At 69.9% G+C, this 17800-nt stretch carries 13 protein-coding genes; 4 read left to right on the plus strand and 9 right to left on the minus strand.

Going from position 1 to position 17800, the window contains the following annotated elements; translation table 11 throughout:
* Window positions 1-60: 60 nt before the first annotated feature.
* From ACIRB1_RS08915 to ACIRB1_RS08925, 3 genes are all read right to left on the minus strand, one after another.
* Window positions 61-1974 (minus strand): protease pro-enzyme activation domain-containing protein, encoded by a 1914-nt coding sequence (locus ACIRB1_RS08915; RefSeq protein WP_403465376.1) that lies wholly within the window; start codon window positions 1972-1974, stop codon window positions 61-63.
* A 268-nt stretch (window positions 1975-2242) separates the two neighbouring features.
* Window positions 2243-2881: a DUF305 domain-containing protein gene (locus ACIRB1_RS08920; RefSeq protein WP_403465088.1), complete on the minus strand. Its 639-nt coding sequence runs from the start codon at window positions 2879-2881 to the stop codon at window positions 2243-2245.
* Between the two features lies 1 nt (window position 2882).
* Complete coding sequence (locus tag ACIRB1_RS08925; protein ID WP_403465089.1) at window positions 2883-3554, minus strand: DUF3105 domain-containing protein; 672 nt, start codon at window positions 3552-3554, stop codon at window positions 2883-2885.
* A gap of 342 nt (window positions 3555-3896) precedes the next feature.
* Here ACIRB1_RS08925 and glnA point away from each other — a divergent pair, with 342 nt between their 5' ends.
* Window positions 3897-5258, plus strand: coding sequence for a type I glutamate--ammonia ligase (glnA, locus tag ACIRB1_RS08930; protein WP_352183541.1), 1362 nt, complete (start codon window positions 3897-3899; stop codon window positions 5256-5258).
* Between the two features lie 249 nt (window positions 5259-5507).
* Here glnA and ACIRB1_RS08935 read toward each other — a convergent pair whose 3' ends face one another.
* The 4 genes from ACIRB1_RS08935 to ACIRB1_RS08950 all read right to left on the minus strand — a co-directional run bounded on the left by ACIRB1_RS08935 (window position 5508) and on the right by ACIRB1_RS08950 (window position 9624).
* The gene (locus tag ACIRB1_RS08935; protein WP_403465090.1) at window positions 5508-6527 is read right to left on the minus strand and encodes a TolB family protein; all 1020 of its coding nucleotides are present in this window, start codon (window positions 6525-6527) and stop codon (window positions 5508-5510) included.
* Window positions 6524-7990, minus strand: coding sequence for an MFS transporter (locus ACIRB1_RS08940; protein WP_403465091.1), 1467 nt, complete (start codon window positions 7988-7990; stop codon window positions 6524-6526). The genes ACIRB1_RS08935 and ACIRB1_RS08940 overlap by 4 nt, the downstream gene beginning before the upstream one ends.
* 1 nt (window position 7991) lies before the next feature.
* Window positions 7992-8909, minus strand: a complete 918-nt coding sequence (locus ACIRB1_RS08945) for an alkaline phosphatase family protein (protein WP_403465092.1) — start codon at window positions 8907-8909, stop codon at window positions 7992-7994.
* Between the two features lie 202 nt (window positions 8910-9111).
* Complete coding sequence (locus ACIRB1_RS08950; RefSeq protein WP_403465093.1) at window positions 9112-9624, minus strand: pyridoxamine 5'-phosphate oxidase family protein; 513 nt, start codon at window positions 9622-9624, stop codon at window positions 9112-9114.
* Between the two features lie 216 nt (window positions 9625-9840).
* Between ACIRB1_RS08950 and ACIRB1_RS08955 the strand changes: the two genes are divergently transcribed.
* The gene (locus ACIRB1_RS08955; RefSeq protein WP_403465094.1) at window positions 9841-12840 is read left to right on the plus strand and encodes a bifunctional [glutamine synthetase] adenylyltransferase/[glutamine synthetase]-adenylyl-L-tyrosine phosphorylase; all 3000 of its coding nucleotides are present in this window, start codon (window positions 9841-9843) and stop codon (window positions 12838-12840) included.
* On the opposite strand, the gene ACIRB1_RS08960 is transcribed toward ACIRB1_RS08955, so the two are convergent.
* Complete coding sequence (locus ACIRB1_RS08960) at window positions 12828-13835, minus strand: phosphatase PAP2 family protein (protein ID WP_403465095.1); 1008 nt, start codon at window positions 13833-13835, stop codon at window positions 12828-12830. The two genes, ACIRB1_RS08955 and ACIRB1_RS08960, sit on opposite strands and share 13 nt — an antisense overlap.
* Window positions 13836-13966: 131 nt before the next feature.
* The gene (locus ACIRB1_RS08965) at window positions 13967-15001 is read right to left on the minus strand and encodes a LacI family DNA-binding transcriptional regulator (protein WP_403465096.1); all 1035 of its coding nucleotides are present in this window, start codon (window positions 14999-15001) and stop codon (window positions 13967-13969) included.
* 357 nt (window positions 15002-15358) lie between these two features.
* Here ACIRB1_RS08965 and ACIRB1_RS08970 point away from each other — a divergent pair, with 357 nt between their 5' ends.
* Together ACIRB1_RS08970 and ACIRB1_RS08975 are read left to right on the plus strand one after the other, a co-directional pair.
* Window positions 15359-16633, plus strand: coding sequence for an extracellular solute-binding protein (locus tag ACIRB1_RS08970; RefSeq protein WP_352183548.1), 1275 nt, complete (start codon window positions 15359-15361; stop codon window positions 16631-16633).
* 162 nt (window positions 16634-16795) lie between these two features.
* Complete coding sequence (locus ACIRB1_RS08975) at window positions 16796-17800, plus strand: sugar ABC transporter permease (RefSeq protein ID WP_352183549.1); 1005 nt, start codon at window positions 16796-16798, stop codon at window positions 17798-17800.

A 17800-nucleotide genomic window follows, 5' to 3' on the forward strand; every position in this document is an offset into this window, starting at 1 on the left:
CGGGGTGTCGAGGACCCCACGCCACCCCATCACAGGTGACTGCTCGCTACCGCCGCCGGATCAGTGGTGACCCTGCGGGCGGCTGTACGACTGGACGTAGCCGTTCGCGGGCGTGCCCACGCCGGTGACGTCGTCGTAGCCCTTCACCGCGGACAGCGAGCTGTCCTTGCCGAGGCTGCGGACCGAGGTCAGCAGGCCGTCGGAGGCGTCGAAGCTGTTGGCGAAGTCGACGCGCGCCACCGCCAGGCCGGAGCCCGTCGGGTTGTCGGTCACGTCGTGGTAGACCTTCGTGCCGTACTTGGCGTAGATCGACGGGTTGGCGAAACCGATCGCCTTGCCGCCGTTGGCTTCCTGGGCCAGGGCCTGGACCGCCGCGATCACCGGGGAGGCGAGCGAGGTGCCGCCGATCCGGTACTCGCTGTACTGCTGCGACCCGTCGGGGAAGGTCTGCGTCTGGCCGACCTTGAATCCGGTGTTCGGGTCGGCGATCGCCGAGATGTCCGGGACGACGCGGTTGCCGGTGGCGCTGTTGGCCGTGGCGAGCGCCTTCGGGACGACACCCTTCTGGTAGAAGGGCTCGGCCACCGTCTTGCTGGTGCCGCCGCCCGCGCCCGAGGTGAAGGCGCCGGGGAAGTTGGTCCAGCTCTTGCCGTCGGCCGACAGCGAGGCCTTCTCGGTGCCCCAGCCGGTCTCCCACAGGTACGTGTCGCCCTTGCCGACCGCCAGCGAGGTACCGCCGACCGCCGTCACCCACGCCGAGTTGGCCGGGGTGTCGACCTGCTTCGTACCGGTGTTGGCGACCTCGTCGCCGTTGTCACCGGAGGAGAAGTAGAAGCCGATGCCCTCGACCGCGCCCAGCTGGAACACCTGGTCGTAGGCGGCCGCGAGGTCCGGGGTCTGGTTGGCCTCGATGTCGCCCCACGAGTTGGAGACGATGTCGGCCAGGTGGTTGTCGACGACCTTGCTGAGCGAGTCGAGCAGATCGTCGTCGTAGCAGGACGCGGCACCCACGTACGTGATGTTCGCGTCCGGCGCCACCGCGTGCACGGCCTCGACGTCGAGGGTCTCCTCGCCGTACCAGCCGGCCGCACCGCATTCCTCGGTCTTGGTGTACTGCGACGGCAGCACCTGCCTGAGCGTGCTGGTGGTGTACTTCGCGTCGCCGTGGGCCTTCGCGTACGTGGCCCCGTCGTAGGCGATCGTCGGGGAGGCGTACGCGTCGGTGATCGCGACCCGCACCCCCTTGCCCGTGTACTTGCCCGCGCCGTAGGCCGCACGCAGCTGCTTGCCGGTGTAGCCCTGGATCGCGTACGGGATCTTCTTGCCGTAGGCGGACGGCAGGGTGGTCGCCGTGTTCGAGCCGAAGAACGACGAGAACGGGCCCGAGTTCCTGAACACGGAGTCCGGCGGCGGCAGCGTGTCGTCGTGCTTCGCCGTGTGCGGCGCGTTGTCGAGACCGGTGACGGTCAGGACGGCACCGTTGAGGCTGTTCGGCGCGGAGGCCGTCTTCGACGGGGCGCGGTAGGTCTTCGAGCCCTTCGAGTAGTTGTGCAGCGAGGTGCTGAACGCCTTCTCGACCGCGGCCACGTCACCGGAGACCGTGACGTAGTGCTGGGTGGTGCCGGTGACCTTCAGCCCGGCGGACTTCAGCCAGGACTTGACGGCGGTCACCTGGGCCGTCGTGGCGCCGAAGCGCTGCTGTACCTGAGCGGCGCTCAGGTACTTGCCGTACAGGGCCGAGCTCGGGTCCGAGACGGACTTGGCGTACGCCGCGAGGCCGGATGCGTTGCGGCCGGCGAGATAGACCCGCGCGGAGACCTGGGAGCTGTCGGAGGTCGCTCCCTTGTCCGCCTTGGCCGTGGCCCACGCGGGCTTGGTGCCCACGAGTGTGTCCCGGCCCGGGGTGCCCACGGCGTGCGCCGCGGGTATGCCGAGCGCCAGGGCACCGGCGATCATGGGCAGTGTCGCTGCCATGCTCACGCCGGCGCGCATGGTGGCGCGATTGGATCTCATAAAACCCCCTGCTATGCGGTTCGACGCATGGAGTGGTCGGTCGTCGGCGATCCGTACGCAACCTGCGGCGGGGAGGTTCCGTGAAGGGATCACGCGATGGGGGCCACTCTTTCGATGAACCGTTCATGCCAGGGGAACGCAAAAGTCAAGAGAAGCCCAAGGAACCTTCATCCAGGGCGAATTGGGGGCTTTTTTCCTTACGGGCAGGTAACGAACATCCGGGGATGCTTTACGGACGTGCTTTTGCGCCACGCTCCTTGAGCATGTCGGCCATCAACTGGATCTCCGACTGCTGCGCGTCGACCATCCCCTGCGCGAGCCGCTTCTCCACGCCCACGCGGCACTTGTCCACACAACCCTGCGCCATGTGGATGCCACCCTTGTGATGGTCCGTCATCAGCTGAAGGAAGAACACCTCGGCGGGCCTGCCGCTCAGCGAACCCAGCTTCGTCAGCTCGGAGTTGGTCGCCATCCCCGGCATCAGCGCGCCGTCCTTCCCGGACGCCATGTCCCCCATGCCCATCCAGGTCATCGGCGGATCCGCCGACACCTTCGGCAGCCCCCACAGGTCCAACCAGCCCAGCAGCATGCCCCGTTGGTTGGCCTGCGTCTGCGCGATGTCGTACGCGAGCCGCCGCACCTCCACGTTCTTCGTACGGTCCCGCACGATGTACGACATCTCGACGGCCTGCTGGTGGTGGACCGCCATGTCCCGCGCGAACCCGGCGTCCGCCGAATTCGCCGCCGGGACGGCGGAGTTGCCCGACCCGCCGCCGCTGCCGTCCTCGGCGACGGCGTACGTGATCGCGCCGGCCGCGACCAGCACGGCGGCCGCGGCACCCGCGACCCACCCGATGTACGCCCTCACGTCACATCGTCCCGCCGGTGCACGAGGCACCCGGCTCGGGCGTCTGGCTGCCCTGCACGAACTTCGAGAAGAACGTGTTCACGTCCGGGTCGCTCGCGCTCTTCACCGTCCGCTGGTGCCCCCACGCCGACAGCATGATCGGCGCCTTCTGGTTCTCGTACGGACTCATCAGCGAGTACGGCGTCTGCTTCACCTTCGCCGCCAGCGCCTTCACGTCGGCCGCCGGGGCCTTCGAGGTGTACGTCACCCAGACCGCGCCGTGCTCCAGCGCGTGCACCGCGTTCTCGTCCTTGACGGCCTTCGTGTAGACGTTCCCGTTGCAGTTCAGCCAGACCGGGTTGTGGTTGCCGCCCACCGGAGGGTGCATCGGGTAGTTCACCGTGCCGGAGACGTGGGTGCGGCCCAGCGTCCCCTTCCACGTGCTCACGCCGTCCGCGCCGACGACGAAGTGGCCCGAACCGCCGCTCTTGGAGTCGCTCGCTGAGCTGCCCTTGTCCTTGCCGGACTGCGCGTGCACGACGGCGACACCGCCGACGACGAGACCGGCGGCGACCACCGTGCTCGCCGCGATCTTCACGATCCGGCCGCGCCGCTCGCGGGCCTGCTCGGCACGCCGCATCTCCTCGATGCGGGCCTTGCGTGCCGCGGTGCCGGTGTTCTTGGCGGAACCCATGAGGTATGTGTCCTTTTGGGGGAAGGGACAGGGAGGTCGGGCCCTGCTGATCGTAGTGGTGAGGAAGAGGTTCCCGTAGGGGACCCACAGCAAAGTCCGGGGAAGACCCGGGTCACCCCCGGACCAGGCATTACGAATGTCAGTCCGAGCAGGCAAGATGGTCAGAAGACGGGCAACAGCGCGGGACACCTGCCGTACGCGAGCCGTTCAGCCCGAGGACAGCCGGTCGATCATGGTCGGCAACGCGCACGAAATGGTGTTGTGGTGGGATGCTCAGGTGCCCGACCGCCTCCTGCGGTACGAGGACAGGCGGCCTGACCAGCAAGGATGGGGAAGCGGAAGATGGACAAGCAGCAGGAGTTCGTGCTCCGGACGTTGGAGGAGCGCGACATCCGGTTCGTACGGCTGTGGTTCACGGACGTGCTGGGCTTCCTCAAGTCCGTCGCCGTGGCCCCCGCCGAGCTGGAACAGGCCTTCGACGAGGGCATCGGCTTCGACGGCTCCGCGATCGAGGGCTTCGCCCGGGTCTACGAGTCCGACATGATCGCCAAGCCGGACCCCTCGACCTTCCAGGTCCTGCCGTGGCGCGCGGAGGCCCCCGGCACGGCCCGCATGTTCTGCGACATCCTCATGCCGGACGGCTCCCCGTCCTTCGCGGACCCGCGCTACGTCCTCAAGCGCGCCCTCGCCAAGACCTCCGACCTGGGCTTCACCTTCTACACCCACCCGGAGATCGAGTTCTTCCTCCTGAAGGACCGCCCCCTGGACGGCTCGCGCCCGACGCCCGCCGACAACTCCGGCTACTTCGACCACACCCCGCAGAACGTGGGCATGGACTTCCGCCGCCAGGCGATCACCATGCTGGAGTCGATGGGCATCTCGGTCGAGTTCTCCCACCACGAGGGCGCCCCCGGCCAGCAGGAGATCGACCTCCGGTACGCCGACGCACTCTCGACGGCGGACAACATCATGACGTTCCGCCTGGTCATGAAGCAGGTGGCGCTGGAGCAGGGCGTCCAGGCGACGTTCATGCCGAAGCCGTTCTCGGAGCACCCCGGCTCGGGCATGCACACCCACCTCTCCCTCTTCGAGGGCGACCGGAACGCGTTCTACGAGTCCGGCTCCGAGTACCAGCTCTCCAAGGTCGGCCGCTCCTTCATCGCGGGCCTGCTCAAGCACGCGGCGGAGATCTCCGCGGTCACCAACCAGTGGGTCAACTCCTACAAGCGCATCTGGGGCGGCTCCGAGCGCACCGCCGGCGCCGGCGGCGAGGCCCCCTCGTACATCTGCTGGGGCCACAACAACCGCAGCGCCCTGGTCCGCGTCCCGATGTACAAGCCCGGCAAGACCGGCTCCGCGCGCGTCGAGGTCCGCTCCCTGGACTCGGGCGCGAACCCGTACCTGGCCTACGCCCTCCTCCTCGCCGCCGGCCTGAAGGGCATCGAGGAAGGCTACGAACTCCCCCCGGGCGCCGAGGACGACGTCTGGGCCCTCTCCGACGCCGAGCGCCGCGCGATGGGCATCGAGCCCCTGCCCCAGAACCTGGGCGAGGCCCTCACCCTCATGGAGCGCAGCGACCTCGTCGCCGAGACCCTGGGCGAGCACGTCTTCGACTTCTTCCTGCGCAACAAGAAGAGCGAGTGGGAGGAGTACCGCAGCGAGGTCACGGCCTTCGAGCTGCGGAAGAACCTGCCGGTGCTGTAGCCGGGCCGCGCGGATCACCGGCCCCTGGGCAGCTCGCGGCGCTGGAGCGGGCTGCCCGGACCACCGTGCCGGTGTCCGGTGCGGTGGCCGGGGGCCGTCGGTGTGGCGGTGACGGTCGCGCGGGGCGGGCACCGGTCAGCTCCTCGCCCGGCGTGGCCCGGACGGCGATCCGATCGGTGACCGGCTTCCCGGCCGGGGCCGTCGGCTCGATGGCGGGGACGCCGGCCCCTGTACGCGGCGGCGGTTCCGCTACCGCACGTACGCCGGGGAGACCGCCGCGCCGCTGAGCAGCCGGGCCCTGCCCGTGCCGTTCGCCGGGACGCTGTAGAGGTCCGCGCCGTAGTCCCCGGGCAGGGCGTAGACGATCGTCCGGTCGTCGCGCCATACGGCCTGGTCGTCCACGCTTCTGGACTCCGCCAGCGGTGTCTCGCGCATCGTGCGGAGGTCGAGGACGTAGAGGTGCCAGGGCGCGTCCTTCGGGAGGCCCTTGACGCGCTTCTTGAACGCGATGCGGGTGCCGTCGGGGGAGAGGGACGGGCACTCGACGTTGGTGTGGAGCGTGGTGACCGTACGGCTGCGCAGGTCGCCGCGCACCAGGTAGGTGCTGCCCTTCGTCGCCAGCGTCGCGTAGAACGTGCGGTCGTCCGCCGAGAAGGTCACGCCCCAGAAGTTGACGTCGGCGCCGTGGTAGACGTGGCCGTCCTTGACGATCCGGAACGACTCCAGCGTCGGGATCAGCTTCCCCGTCCGCGTGTCCACGATCGCCGCCCGCGTCGAGAAGTTCGTCCCGGCGTACGAGTCGCCGCCCACGAACGCCGTCCACGCGGCGAAGTGACCCGTAGGGGATACCCGGGCACGGGAGGGGATGCCGGGGACGTCGTAGCGGGCCGTCTCCTTGAGACGGGCGTCCAGGATCAGCGCGCGGTACGTGTCCGTGACCGTGCCGTGGACCGCCTGGAGGCAGACGCCGGTGCCCGAAGCGGCGTAGAAGCGGAGGCACTTGAGGCCCGAGGCGGTGCGGGGGCCGGCCGGGGTCGCGGCCGGGACGGTGGTGAGCTCGTCGCGGTGCGGGCCCCAGGCCATGTTGCGGAACACCATCGTGCCGGGTGCCGTCAGGCTGACCCGGCCCGCGGTGATGCGCGGGCCGCCGGGCTGGGTCTCGTTCCTGCGCTCGGCACGGGCCGACGCGTGCAGGACCGACGCCGTGGCCACTGCGGCGAGTGCGGCCACGGCGGCGAGGAGGACCAGGAGGCGGTTGCGCAGGGTCATGAGGCAGGCTCCAGAACTGGTCGGCCCGGACGGAGTGTGAACGCGAACACCGCGCAGACCGCGAGCGCCACCGCCGACGCCGTCAGCGCCGTACGGTCGCCCCACAGCGTCCACGCCGCGCCGAACCCCAGCGAGCACACGAACCGCGCCGCCGCCTGCCCCGTCTGCACCAACGCGAGCCCCGACGACCGCAGTCGCTCCGGCACGCTCTCCGAGGCCACCGCCATCAGCACGCCGTCGGTCGCCGCGTAGAAGGCGCCGTGCAGGAGGAGGACGGCGTAGGGGAGGGCCGTGCCGTGCCAGGACGTCAGCAGCAAGGCGTACGCCGTGAGCAGTGCGCCGTGGCCGCCGAGGAACACGCGCCAGCGGCCGACCCGGTCCGCGAACCGGCCCAGCGGCACGGCCAGCAGCAGGAACGCCGCCGCCGTGCCCAGCGGCAGCAGCGCGAACCAGCGGTCGGGGACACCGAGCCGCCGTTGCAGCAGCAGGTAGACGAAGGAGTCGCTGACCGTCGCCAGGCCGAGGAGAAGCGCGCAGACGGTGACACGGCGCAGGTCGCGCCGGGCGAGGAGGGCGAAGGCGGCGCGGAGGGTCGGGCGTACGGCCTTCCCGTCTGCGGTCTTCTCGTCTACGGCCTTCCCGCCTACGGTCCTCGCGCCTACGCCCCTCTCGTCCCCGCCCCTCTCGTCCTCCACGGCCCTCTCCCGTACGGCTTTCTCTGTGCGGGGCGCGGTAGTCGACGACGATCCCGGCACGAACAGCACCAGCACCAGGACCCCGATCACCGCCACGCAGAAGCTCACCGTGAACACCGCGTCGTACCCGTCCACCGTCGCCCGGAGGATCAGGAACGCGACCAGCGGGCCGAGCAGCGCGCCCGCCGTGTCCATCGCGCGGTGCACGCCGAAGGCACGGCCCCGGTTCTCCGGGGTGGAGGACAGGGAGATCAGCGCGTCGCGCGGGGCCGTGCGCAGGCCCTTGCCCGTGCGGTCGGCGGCGAGGATCAGGCCGATGGGGGTGAGGGTGTGGGCGAGCAGGAGGAGGGGTTTGCACAGGGCCGAGACGCCGTAGCCGAGGCCCGCGATCCACTTGTGCCGGCCGCCGCCCCGGTCGGCGAGGTGGCCGCCGGCCAGCCGGACGAGCGCCGAGAAGCCGTTGTAGATGCCGTCCAGGAGACCGAAGCCGAGCGGTGACAGGCCGAGGCCCGTCACCAGGTACAGCGGGAGGACCGCGGTCACCATCTCGGACGACACGTCGGTGATCAGGCTGACCGCGCCGAGGGCGAAGACCGTGGGGGCGATCGCGGCGGACACCCGGGCCGTGGTACCCGGAGCATCCCGGGTGCCCGCAATACCCGTATCAGCCGCGGCACTTGGGGCGTCCGCGGCATCCGTGACACCCGTACTGCCCCGCGTGCCCGCGGCACTCGGATCGGCGTTGGCGCGGCTGTCCGCCACGTACATCTCAGGACGCCCAGACGCCGGTGATGTCGGCGGCCGAGGCCGCGTTGCCCGCGTGGGCGGACAGGCCCTGGGAGTCCTCCAGGGTCCGCAGCAGGTTGTAGTGGTTGTACGTGGTCGACGACGTCGAACCCGCCTTCACCGGCTGGCCGTAGAGGACCGTCGGGATGCGGTTGCCGCTGAGCAGGTTGTCCTCGTCGAAGGTGACGACGAGCAGGCTGTTGTGGGTCTTGGCCCAGGTCGCGTACGCGCCGATGTTGTTCTTCAGCCAGGTGTCACCCGTCGCCACCGAGCAGTCGTGCATGTCGCTGCACAGGTTGGGGGTGACGAAGGAGATGTCGGGGAGCGTCGTGTAGTCCGTCGGGAACTGCGCGAATGTCTTCGCGGTCGAGGTCGCGACGTTGGAGAAGCCGAACCACGGGTTGTGCTTGCGCGCGTAGTTGCCACTGCTGCACGTCGTCGAACCCTGGCTCGGCAGCGTCTCGTTGTAGCTCGCCCAGGTGCCGCCGGCCGCCGTCACCTCGGAGGCGAGGTTCGCGGCCGAGGAGAAGCCGGCCGTGTAGCAACTGTCGCTGGTGATGCCCTGGGTGGAGCCGGAGAACAGCGCGAAGTAGTTCGGCTGGCTCGGGTGGGTGATCCCGTACGACTGGGTGAGGGCGGCGCCCCCGGTGGCCAGCGAGTTGATGTAGGGGGCACTGGAGGAGCCGATGACCTGGCTGTAGGCGTGGTTCTCCATCACCACCACGACCACGTGGTCCGGGGTCGGCACCCCGGTCGCGGCGTGCGCGGTCGAGGCGTTGCCGAAGCCGGTCCAGACACCGACGGCGGCGGCCGAGAAGGCGAGCGCGGACGCCACGACGGCGCGGCTGCGGCGGTACGCGGAACGGCCGGAGCCGCCGGACACTTCTTCACTGCCGGACACTTCTACCTCCGGGTGAGGGGATGACGTGGGTGGCGGTGCGAACAGAGCATGCACACGCCAAAATGCCCGCGACCCACCGCTCCCAACCCGGCGGATGAAGAAGTGGTGAACTCATCCCGCTCGCCCCGAGCCGCCCCCGCGGGTCGCGAACCACTCCCGCGCAGGCCGCCCCGGCATCCCGCCCGCACAGCCGTCAGGCGCGTCACCCGAATCGCCACCGCGTCTGGCTGAACGGCTCCCCCTTGCCGAAACCGAACACCGTGCGGGGCGCCACGGCGAAGACGTACGCGTACCCGGAACCATGATGAAAGGCCTCGTCCCGCACGTCGAAACGCCAGAAACTGCCGTACTTCGCCTCCCACGCGGCGGCCAGCTCCCGCAGCCGCTCCTCGTCCGTGACCCGCGCCGCCGCACCCTCGACGACCAGGTCGTACCCCTGGTCCCAGGTGCTCGTGCCGGTCGTCAGCACGACGTGCGGGTTGCCGTCGAGGTTGCGGGCCTTGCGCTCCTCGGGACCGGTGCAGAAGTGCAGCGCCCCGGCCGACCACACCGCGGGCAGCGGCGTCACATGCGGCCGCCCGTCCGGCCGTACCGTCGAGATCCAGAACTGTTCGGCCGCCGCGAGCCGCGCCTTTGCCGTGGCCCAGTCGGTCGCGGTGGCCGTCGGGTCGCTGTAGCGGGGGTCGAGACGGGTGCGGGGTTCCCTGTCGGTCATCGTCTGCTCCTTGAATCCCGGGTGCTCTCCCTGGGTAGACCCCGTACTCCTCGGGAACTCATCGCCGCACACCCCGGCGCCACCGCCCGCACCTGCGGTTAGGCTCGGGACGTGACGACCTAGATCCCCTACGACCTCCGCGATCCCCTACGACCTCCGCAGCAGCCAGATCCGTACGACCCTGATCCACACGACCCAGATCCGAGGAGGCCGAGGATGACGGCGCCGGGGCGCAGAAGCAGTACCTTCACGCGACTGCTGCGGCACGGCTTCACCGATCCCTCGGCGGCCGAGCGGCTTCTGGAGAGCGCGGAGCTGGCGCCGATAAGGAACGACCCGGTCCTGCTGGAGGCCCTGGGCGCCACCGCCGACCCCGACCTGGCCCTTCAGGGTCTGGTACGGCTGCTGGAGGCGCAGCCCGAGGACACCCCCAGCGGCGAGCTGCTGGACACCCTGATCGCGGCGAAGCCGCTGCGCGACCGGCTGCTCGGGGTGCTCGGCGCCTCCGCCGCCCTGGGCGACCACCTCGCCCGGCACCCGCTCGACTGGCACGCCCTCGTGATGTACGAGCCGCGTGACCTCCATCCCGGGGTGGAGGAGTTCGAGCGCGGGCTCGCCGAGGCCACCGACCCGGTCGCCCTCCGCGTCGCCTACCGCCGCTGCCTGCTCTCCATCGCCGCCCGTGACGTGTGCGGCACCACCGACCTCGCGCAGACCGCCGCCGAACTCGCCGACCTCGCCACCGCCACCCTGCGCTCCGCCCTCGCCATCGCGAGCGCCGCCGAACCCGACGACGCCGCGCTGTGCCGGCTCGCGGTGATCGCGATGGGCAAGTGCGGTGGCCATGAGCTGAACTACATCTCCGACGTCGACGTCATCTTCGTCGGCGAGGCCGTCGACGACGCCGACGAGGGCAAGGCGCTCCGCGCCGCCACCAAGCTCGCCGCGCACATGATGCGGATCTGCTCCGAGACCACCGTCGAGGGCTCGATCTGGCCCGTCGACGCCAACCTGCGCCCCGAGGGCCGCAACGGCCCGCTGGTCCGCACCCTCGCCAGCCACCTGGCGTACTACCAACGCTGGGCGAAGACCTGGGAGTTCCAGGCGCTGCTGAAGGCCCGCCCGGTGGCCGGCGACCTGGCGCTCGGCCGCGAGTACGTCGACGCGCTCGAACCCCTCGTGTGGAAGGCCGCCGAGCGCGAGAACTTCGTCGCCGACGTGCAGAAGATGCGCCGCCGCGTCGTCGAGAACATCCCCGCCGCCGAGATCGACCGCGAACTCAAGCTCGCCCCCGGCGGCCTGCGGGACGTCGAATTCGCCGTCCAGCTGCTTCAGTTGGTGCACGGCCGCGCCGACACCTCGCTGCGCAGCGGCACCACCCTCGTCGCCCTGGAGGCACTCGCCGCCGGCGGCTACGTCGGCCGCGAGGACGCCTGCCGCCTCGACGACGCCTACCGCTTCCTGCGCACGATGGAACACCGCATCCAGCTCTACCGCCTGCGCCGCACCCACCTCGTCCCCGTCGAGGAGGCCGACCAGCGCCGCCTGGGCCGCTCGATGGGCCTGCGCACCGACCCGGTGACCGAGCTGAACCGCGAGTGGAAGCGGCACGCGAGTGTCGTACGACGGCTGCACGAGAAGCTCTTCTACCGCCCGCTGCTCGACGCGGTCGCCCAGCTCGCCCCGGGCGAGACCAGGTTGAGCCCCGAGGCGGCACGCGAACGGCTGGTCGCCCTCGGTTACGTCGACCCGGCCGCCGCCCTGCGCCACCTGGAGGCCCTCGCCTCCGGCGTCTCCCGCAAGGCCGCCATCCAACGCACCCTGCTGCCCGTCCTGTTGGGCTGGTTCGCGGACTCCGCCGACCCGGACGCGGGCCTCCTCAACTTCCGCAAGGTGTCCGACGCGCTCGGCAAGACCCCGTGGTACCTGCGGCTGTTGAGGGACGAGGGCGCCGCCGCCGAGAACCTCGCCCGCGTCCTGTCCGCCGGCCGGCTCGCCCCCGACCTCCTCATGCGCGCCCCCGAAGCGGTCGCCCTGCTCGGCGACACCGACGGCGGCAGCGGCCTCGAACCCCGTGACCGCCCCCACCTGGAACAGGAGATACTCGCCGCGGTCGGCCGCGCCGACGGCGCCGGTCAGGCGGTCACCTTCGCCCGCGGCGTCCGCCGCCGCGAACTCTTCCGTACGGCCGCCTTCGACATCGTCGGCTCCTACGGCACCGAGACCCAGCCCGTCGAGGCGGACCAGGGCGCCCTCGTCGACCGGGTCGGCGGAGCCATCTCCGACCTCACCGCGGCGACCCTCGCCGGCACACTGCGCGCCGTCGTCCGCGAGGGCTGGGGCGACACCCTTCCCACCCGCTTCGCCGTCATCGGCATGGGCCGCTTCGGCGGCCACGAACTGGGCTACGGCTCCGACGCGGACGTCCTGTTCGTGCACGAACCCCGTGAGGGTGTCGCCGAGCGGGAGGCATCCGAGGCCGCCAACAAGGTCGTCTCCGAGATGCGGCGGCGGCTCCAGGTCGCCAGTTCCGATCCGCCGCTGCTGATCGACGCGGATCTCCGGCCGGAGGGCAAGTCGGGGCCGCTCGTACGGTCGTTGAAGTCCTACGAGGCGTACTACCGCCGGTGGTCGCTGGTGTGGGAGTCGCAGGCGCTGCTGCGGGCCGAACCTGTCGCCGGGGACGGGGAGTTGGGCGAGCGGTTCATCGAGCTGATCGATCCTCTGCGGTATCCGGTGGAGGGGCTCGGCGACGACGCCGTGCGGGAGATCCGGCGGCTCAAGGCTCGTATGGAGTCCGAGCGGCTGCCCCGCGGGGCCGACCCGACTCTGCACACCAAGCTGGGGCGTGGGGGGCTCTCCGACGTCGAGTGGACCGTGCAGTTGATGCAGTTGCAGCACGGGTGGGCCGAGCCGGGGTTGCGCACCACGCGCACGCGGGCGGCGCTCGCGGCGGCCTGTGCGGCCGAGCTCATCTCCGGTGAGGACGCGGAGACGTTGGACGAGGCGTGGGTGTTGGCCACGCGGGTTCGTAATGCGGTGATGCTCGTGCGGGGGCGGGCGGGCGATACGTTTCCGTCCGATCCGCGTGAACTCGCCGCGGTGGGAAGGTACTTGGGGTATGGGCCGGGGCATGTGGGGGACATGCTGGACGACTATCGGCGGATCACGCGCCGGGCCCGTGGTGTGGTGGACGTGTTGTTCTACGGGGCGTGATCGCTCCGCGGGGGCTTCGAGGGGTGCGTTTTCGGGTGCCGGTCGGTGGGGGCCGGTCGCGCAGTTCCCCGCGCCCCTGAAAAGGGCGCGCCCTGGCGACCCAAAGGGGCGCGGGGAACTGCGCGACCAGCCACGACGGTGTCGCACCCGGACGACTGCCCCTCCCGGCGCCTAGGCGGAGCCAGCCGCGGCAGGGCATACGGAAACGCGCCGTACCAGAGCCGGGAGACCAGGAAGCCGAAGGTCAGGCAGAGCATGCCGCCCACCGCGTCGAGCCAGAAGTGGTTGGCCGTGGAGACGATCACCATCAGGGTCACGGCAGGGTAGAGCAGGCCGAGGACGCGGACCCATGGGAGTTTCGCCAGGGCGAAGATCGTCAGGCCGCACCACAGGGACCAGCCGATGTGCATGGACGGCATCGCGGCGTACTGGTTCGACATGTGTTTCAGGTCGCCGGACGCCATCGAACCCCAGGTCTGGTGGACCATGACGGTGTCGACGAAGTGGCCGCCGTTCATGAGCCGGGGCGGTGCCAGCGGGAAGAAGTAGTAGCCGACCAGGGCCACGGCCGTCGTCGCGAAGAGGACGAGGCGGGTCGCCGCGTACCGGCCCGGATGGCTGCGGTACAGCCACACCAGGACACCGAGCGTCACCACGAAGTGCAGCGTGGCGTAGTAGTAGTTCATGCCGACGATCAGCCAAGTCACCGAGTTCACGGCGTGGTTGACCGACTGCTCGACGGCGATGCCGAGATCGTTCTCGACGCGCCAGATCCAGTCGGCGTTCCGCAGTGCCTCGGAGCGCTGCTCCGGCACCGCGTTGCGGATCCGTGAGTACGTCAAGTAACTCACCGCGATCAGCAGGATCTCGAACCACAGCCGGGGCCGGCGCGGAGTCCGCAACCGGCGCAGGAAACTCTGCCCCGCGGCGTCCGCGACGGGGCTCGGAACGGCTTCTTCACGGCCTTCCAATGTCGTCACGGTGGTCTCACCCATAGACATGAAGTCTGCCAGAAAAGGCTTCCGCGACCGATCATCCCTTGGTCGGGTCCGACTCGCATGTTCTACGACGGGAAGAGTCCCCGGACTCCTACCAGCGCACTGGACACCGCCACGATTTCTCCCCCTCAGAGACGATTCCGGTCCCCAGGGGCCGACGCCGTGGACCCGCGCACCACCAGCTCCGGCATGAACACGAATTCGCTGTGCGGGGCAGGCGTCCCGCCGATCTCCTCCAGCAACGTGCGCACCGCGGCCTGTCCCATCGCGGGGACCGGCTTGCGGATCGTCGTCAGCGGTGGGTCGGTGAACGCGATCAGCGGCGAGTCGTCGAAGCCGACCACCGAGACGTCCTTGGGTACGTCGAGCCCCCGCTGCCGGGCCGCCCGTATCGCACCGAGCGCCATCATGTCGCTCGCGCACACCACGGCCGTGCAGTCGCGGTCCATCAGCGCCGCCGCCGCGGCCTGGCCGCCCTCCAGCGTGTACAGCGAGTGCTGCACGAGCCGGGTCTCCACGTCCTCGGCGGTCAGGGCCAGTTGGTCCTGCATCGCGCGGACGAAGCCCTCGATCTTGCGTTGTACGGGGACGAACCGCTTCGGCCCCAGCGCCAGTCCGATGTGCGTGTGGCCGAGCGAGACGAGGTGGGTGACCGCGAGGGTCATCGCGGCGCGGTCGTCGGGGGAGATGAACGGCGCCTGCACCTTCGGCGAGAAGCCGTCCACGAGGACGAACGGCACGCCCTGCGCCCGGAGTTGCTCGTAGCGCTGCATGTCCGCCGAGGTGTCCGCGTGCAGGCCGGAGACGAAGATGATGCCGGCGACCCCGCGGTCGACGAGCATCTCGGTCAACTCGTCCTCCGTGGAGCCGCCCGGGGTCTGTGTGGCGAGCACCGGGGTGTAGCCCTGCCGGGTCAGCGCCTGCCCGATGACCTGCGCCAGGGCGGGGAATATCGGGTTCTCCAACTCCGGTGTTATCAGGCCCACCAGGCCCTCGCTGCGCTGTCGCAGCCGTACCGGACGTTCGTAGCCGAGCACGTCGAGGGCGGCGAGGACGGACTGACGGGTGGTGGCGGCGACGCCCGGCTTGCCGTTGAGGACGCGGCTGACGGTCGCTTCGCTCACCCCCGCCTGGGCGGCGATGTCGGCAAGCCGTGTGGTCACGGGAGTGGACTGTACCGGCCGTCGGCGCGCTGCGGGTTGCTGCGTCATCGCGATCCCTCGTGTTCTGGTCGGCGTACGGCGTACGGCATGCGGCAAGAGCTTGCAGAGTCTTGCACAAGTGTCCCCTTGCCCGCTCAGCCGCACCAGCCATGGGTTTCGACGGGATCGAGGAGAGGTCACGGACGGGTAACTCTCGGTCCTTCTTGCAGTTTTTTGCAGCAAGGACTTTCGCAACGCTTACATCGCTGTTACGTTCGGCGACGCCCGGCGGCCGCGAAGGCGCAGCCGGTGAGTCGCAGGGGCGGCGGACGGGCCCGCCCCCTGCATCACACGGGCTTTCACCCTCAAGGAGAACTCATGCGGCGTGGCATAGCGGCCACCGCGCTGGTGGCGTCCCTCGCCCTCGCGGCGACGGCCTGCGGCGGCAGTGACAGTGACAGCGGCAAGTCGGACGGGCCGGTCACCATCACCTGGTGGGACACCTCCAACGCCACCAATGAGGCACCCACGTACAAGGCCCTGGTCGCCAAGTTCCAGGCGGCCAACAAGAACATCAAGGTCAAGTACGTCAACGTGCCCTTCGACCAGGCGCAGAACAAGTTCGACACCGCCGCCGGCTCCAAGGGCGCCCCGGACGTGCTGCGTTCGGAGGTCGGCTGGACCCCCGCCTTCGCGAAGAAGGGCTACTTCCTGCCGCTCGACGGCACCGAAGCCCTCGCGGACCAGGCGAAGTTCAAGTCGAACCTGGTCACGCAGGCCCAGTACGAGGGCAAGACCTACGGCGTGCCGCTGGTCACCGACACCCTCGCGCTCGTCTACAACAAGGCCCTCTTCAAGCAGGCCGGCATCACCCAGCCGCCCGCCACCTGGGACGAGCTGAAGGCCGACGCCGCGAAGGTCAAGGCCAAGGCGAAGGTCGACGGCTACTGGGGCTCCACCCAGGCCTACTACGCGCAGACCTTCCTCTACGGCGAGGGCACCGACACCGTCGACGCCTCCGCGAAGAAGATCACCGTGAACTCCGCCGCCGCGAAGAAGGCCTACGGCACCTGGCTGAGCCTCTTCTCCGGCACCGGCCTGCACAAGGCCGACACCACCGCGGACGCCTACGCCCACATCCAGGACGCGTTCGTCAACGGCAAGGTCGCCGCGATCATCCAGGGCCCGTGGGAGATCACGAACTTCTACAAGGGCTCGGCGTTCACGGACAAGTCGAACCTCGGCATCGCCACGATCCCGGCCGGCTCCACCGGCAAGTCCGGTGCTCCGACCGGCGGTCACAACCTCTCGGTGTACGCCGGCTCGGACGCCGCGCACCAGAAGGCGGCCCTGAAGTTCGTCAACTTCATGACCTCCGCGGCCTCCCAGTCGACGATCGCGCTGAAGAACTCGACGCTGCCGACCCGCGACGACGCCTACACCGCCGCCGTGAAGTCCGACCCGGGCATCGCCGGCTTCCAGAGTGTCCTCGGCGCCGCCCAGCCGCGTCCGGCGCTCGCCGAATACAGCTCCCTGTGGGGCCCGTTGGACACCGAACTGCCCAAGGTCGCCGGTGGCAAGGAGTCCCTCGACAAGGGTCTGAGCAACGCCGAGCTGGCGATCGCCAAGCTGGTCCCGGACTTCAGCAAGTAGCCCCGCACGGCCGTCGGTTCCTCCCCCGCTCCGGGCTCCGCCCGAGCGGGGGAACCCCCGTGCGACAGCCCGGGGGACGGGTCCGACGGCCATCGGCCCGCGTTGCCGCAGCCCTCGAACCCGCCGTGCCCGCTTGAACTTCCAGAAGGTGTCGAACGAACCATGACAGTCGCCATCGACCGCGCGACCGGCAAGCGCCACGGTGACCGCGCACCCCGTCCCGGACCGGGCAGGCGCCTCAGGAACGGCTACCAGAAGCACTGGTACGCGTACGCGATGATCATCCCCGTGGTCGTCGTGCTCGGCGTCCTCGTGCTCTACCCCCTGGTGTACGGCCTCTACCTGACGCTCACCGACGCCAACAGCCTGAACACCGCGCGCACGATCGGCGTCAACCACATCGACGCCACCTACAAGTTCATCGGGCTCGACAACTACAAGGACATCCTGTTCGGCCCGACGTCGTACGACCGCTTCTGGTCGCACTTCATCTGGACGATCGTCTGGACCGCGCTCTGCGTGGCCCTCCACTACACGGTGGGCCTCGCGCTCGCCCTGCTGCTCAACCAGAAGCTGCGCGCCCGCACGTTCTACCGGCTGATCCTGATCCTGCCCTGGGCCGTCCCCACCTTCGTGACGGTCTTCGGCTGGCGCTTCATGCTCGCCGACGGCGGCATCATCAACTCCGCGCTGCACAGCCTGCATCTGCCCCAGCCCGACTGGCTGGAGAGCACGTTCTGGCAGCGGTTCGCCGCCATCATGGTCAACACCTGGTGCGGGGTGCCGTTCATGATGGTCTCCCTGCTCGGCGGCCTCCAGTCCATCGACACCTCGCTCTACGAGGCCGCCGAGATGGACGGCGCGAGCCCCTGGCAGCGCTTCCGCTACGTCACCCTGCCGGGCCTGCGGTCGGTCAGCTCCACCGTCGTCCTCCTCGGCGTGATCTGGACCTTCAACCAATTCGCCGTGATCTTCCTGCTGTTCGGCAACACCGCACCCGACGCCCAGATCCTCGTCACCTGGTCGTACTTCCTCGGCTTCGGCCAACAGCCGCGCGAATTCGCCCAGTCGGCCGCCTACGGCATCCTGCTGCTGGCCATCCTGGTCGTCTTCACCTCCTTCTACCGCCGCTGGCTGAACCGCAATGACCAACAGCTCGCGATCTGA

Origin of the sequence: Streptomyces sp. NPDC096013 (assembly GCF_044763565.1) — a bacterium.
Taxonomy (GTDB): domain Bacteria; phylum Actinomycetota; class Actinomycetes; order Streptomycetales; family Streptomycetaceae; genus Streptomyces.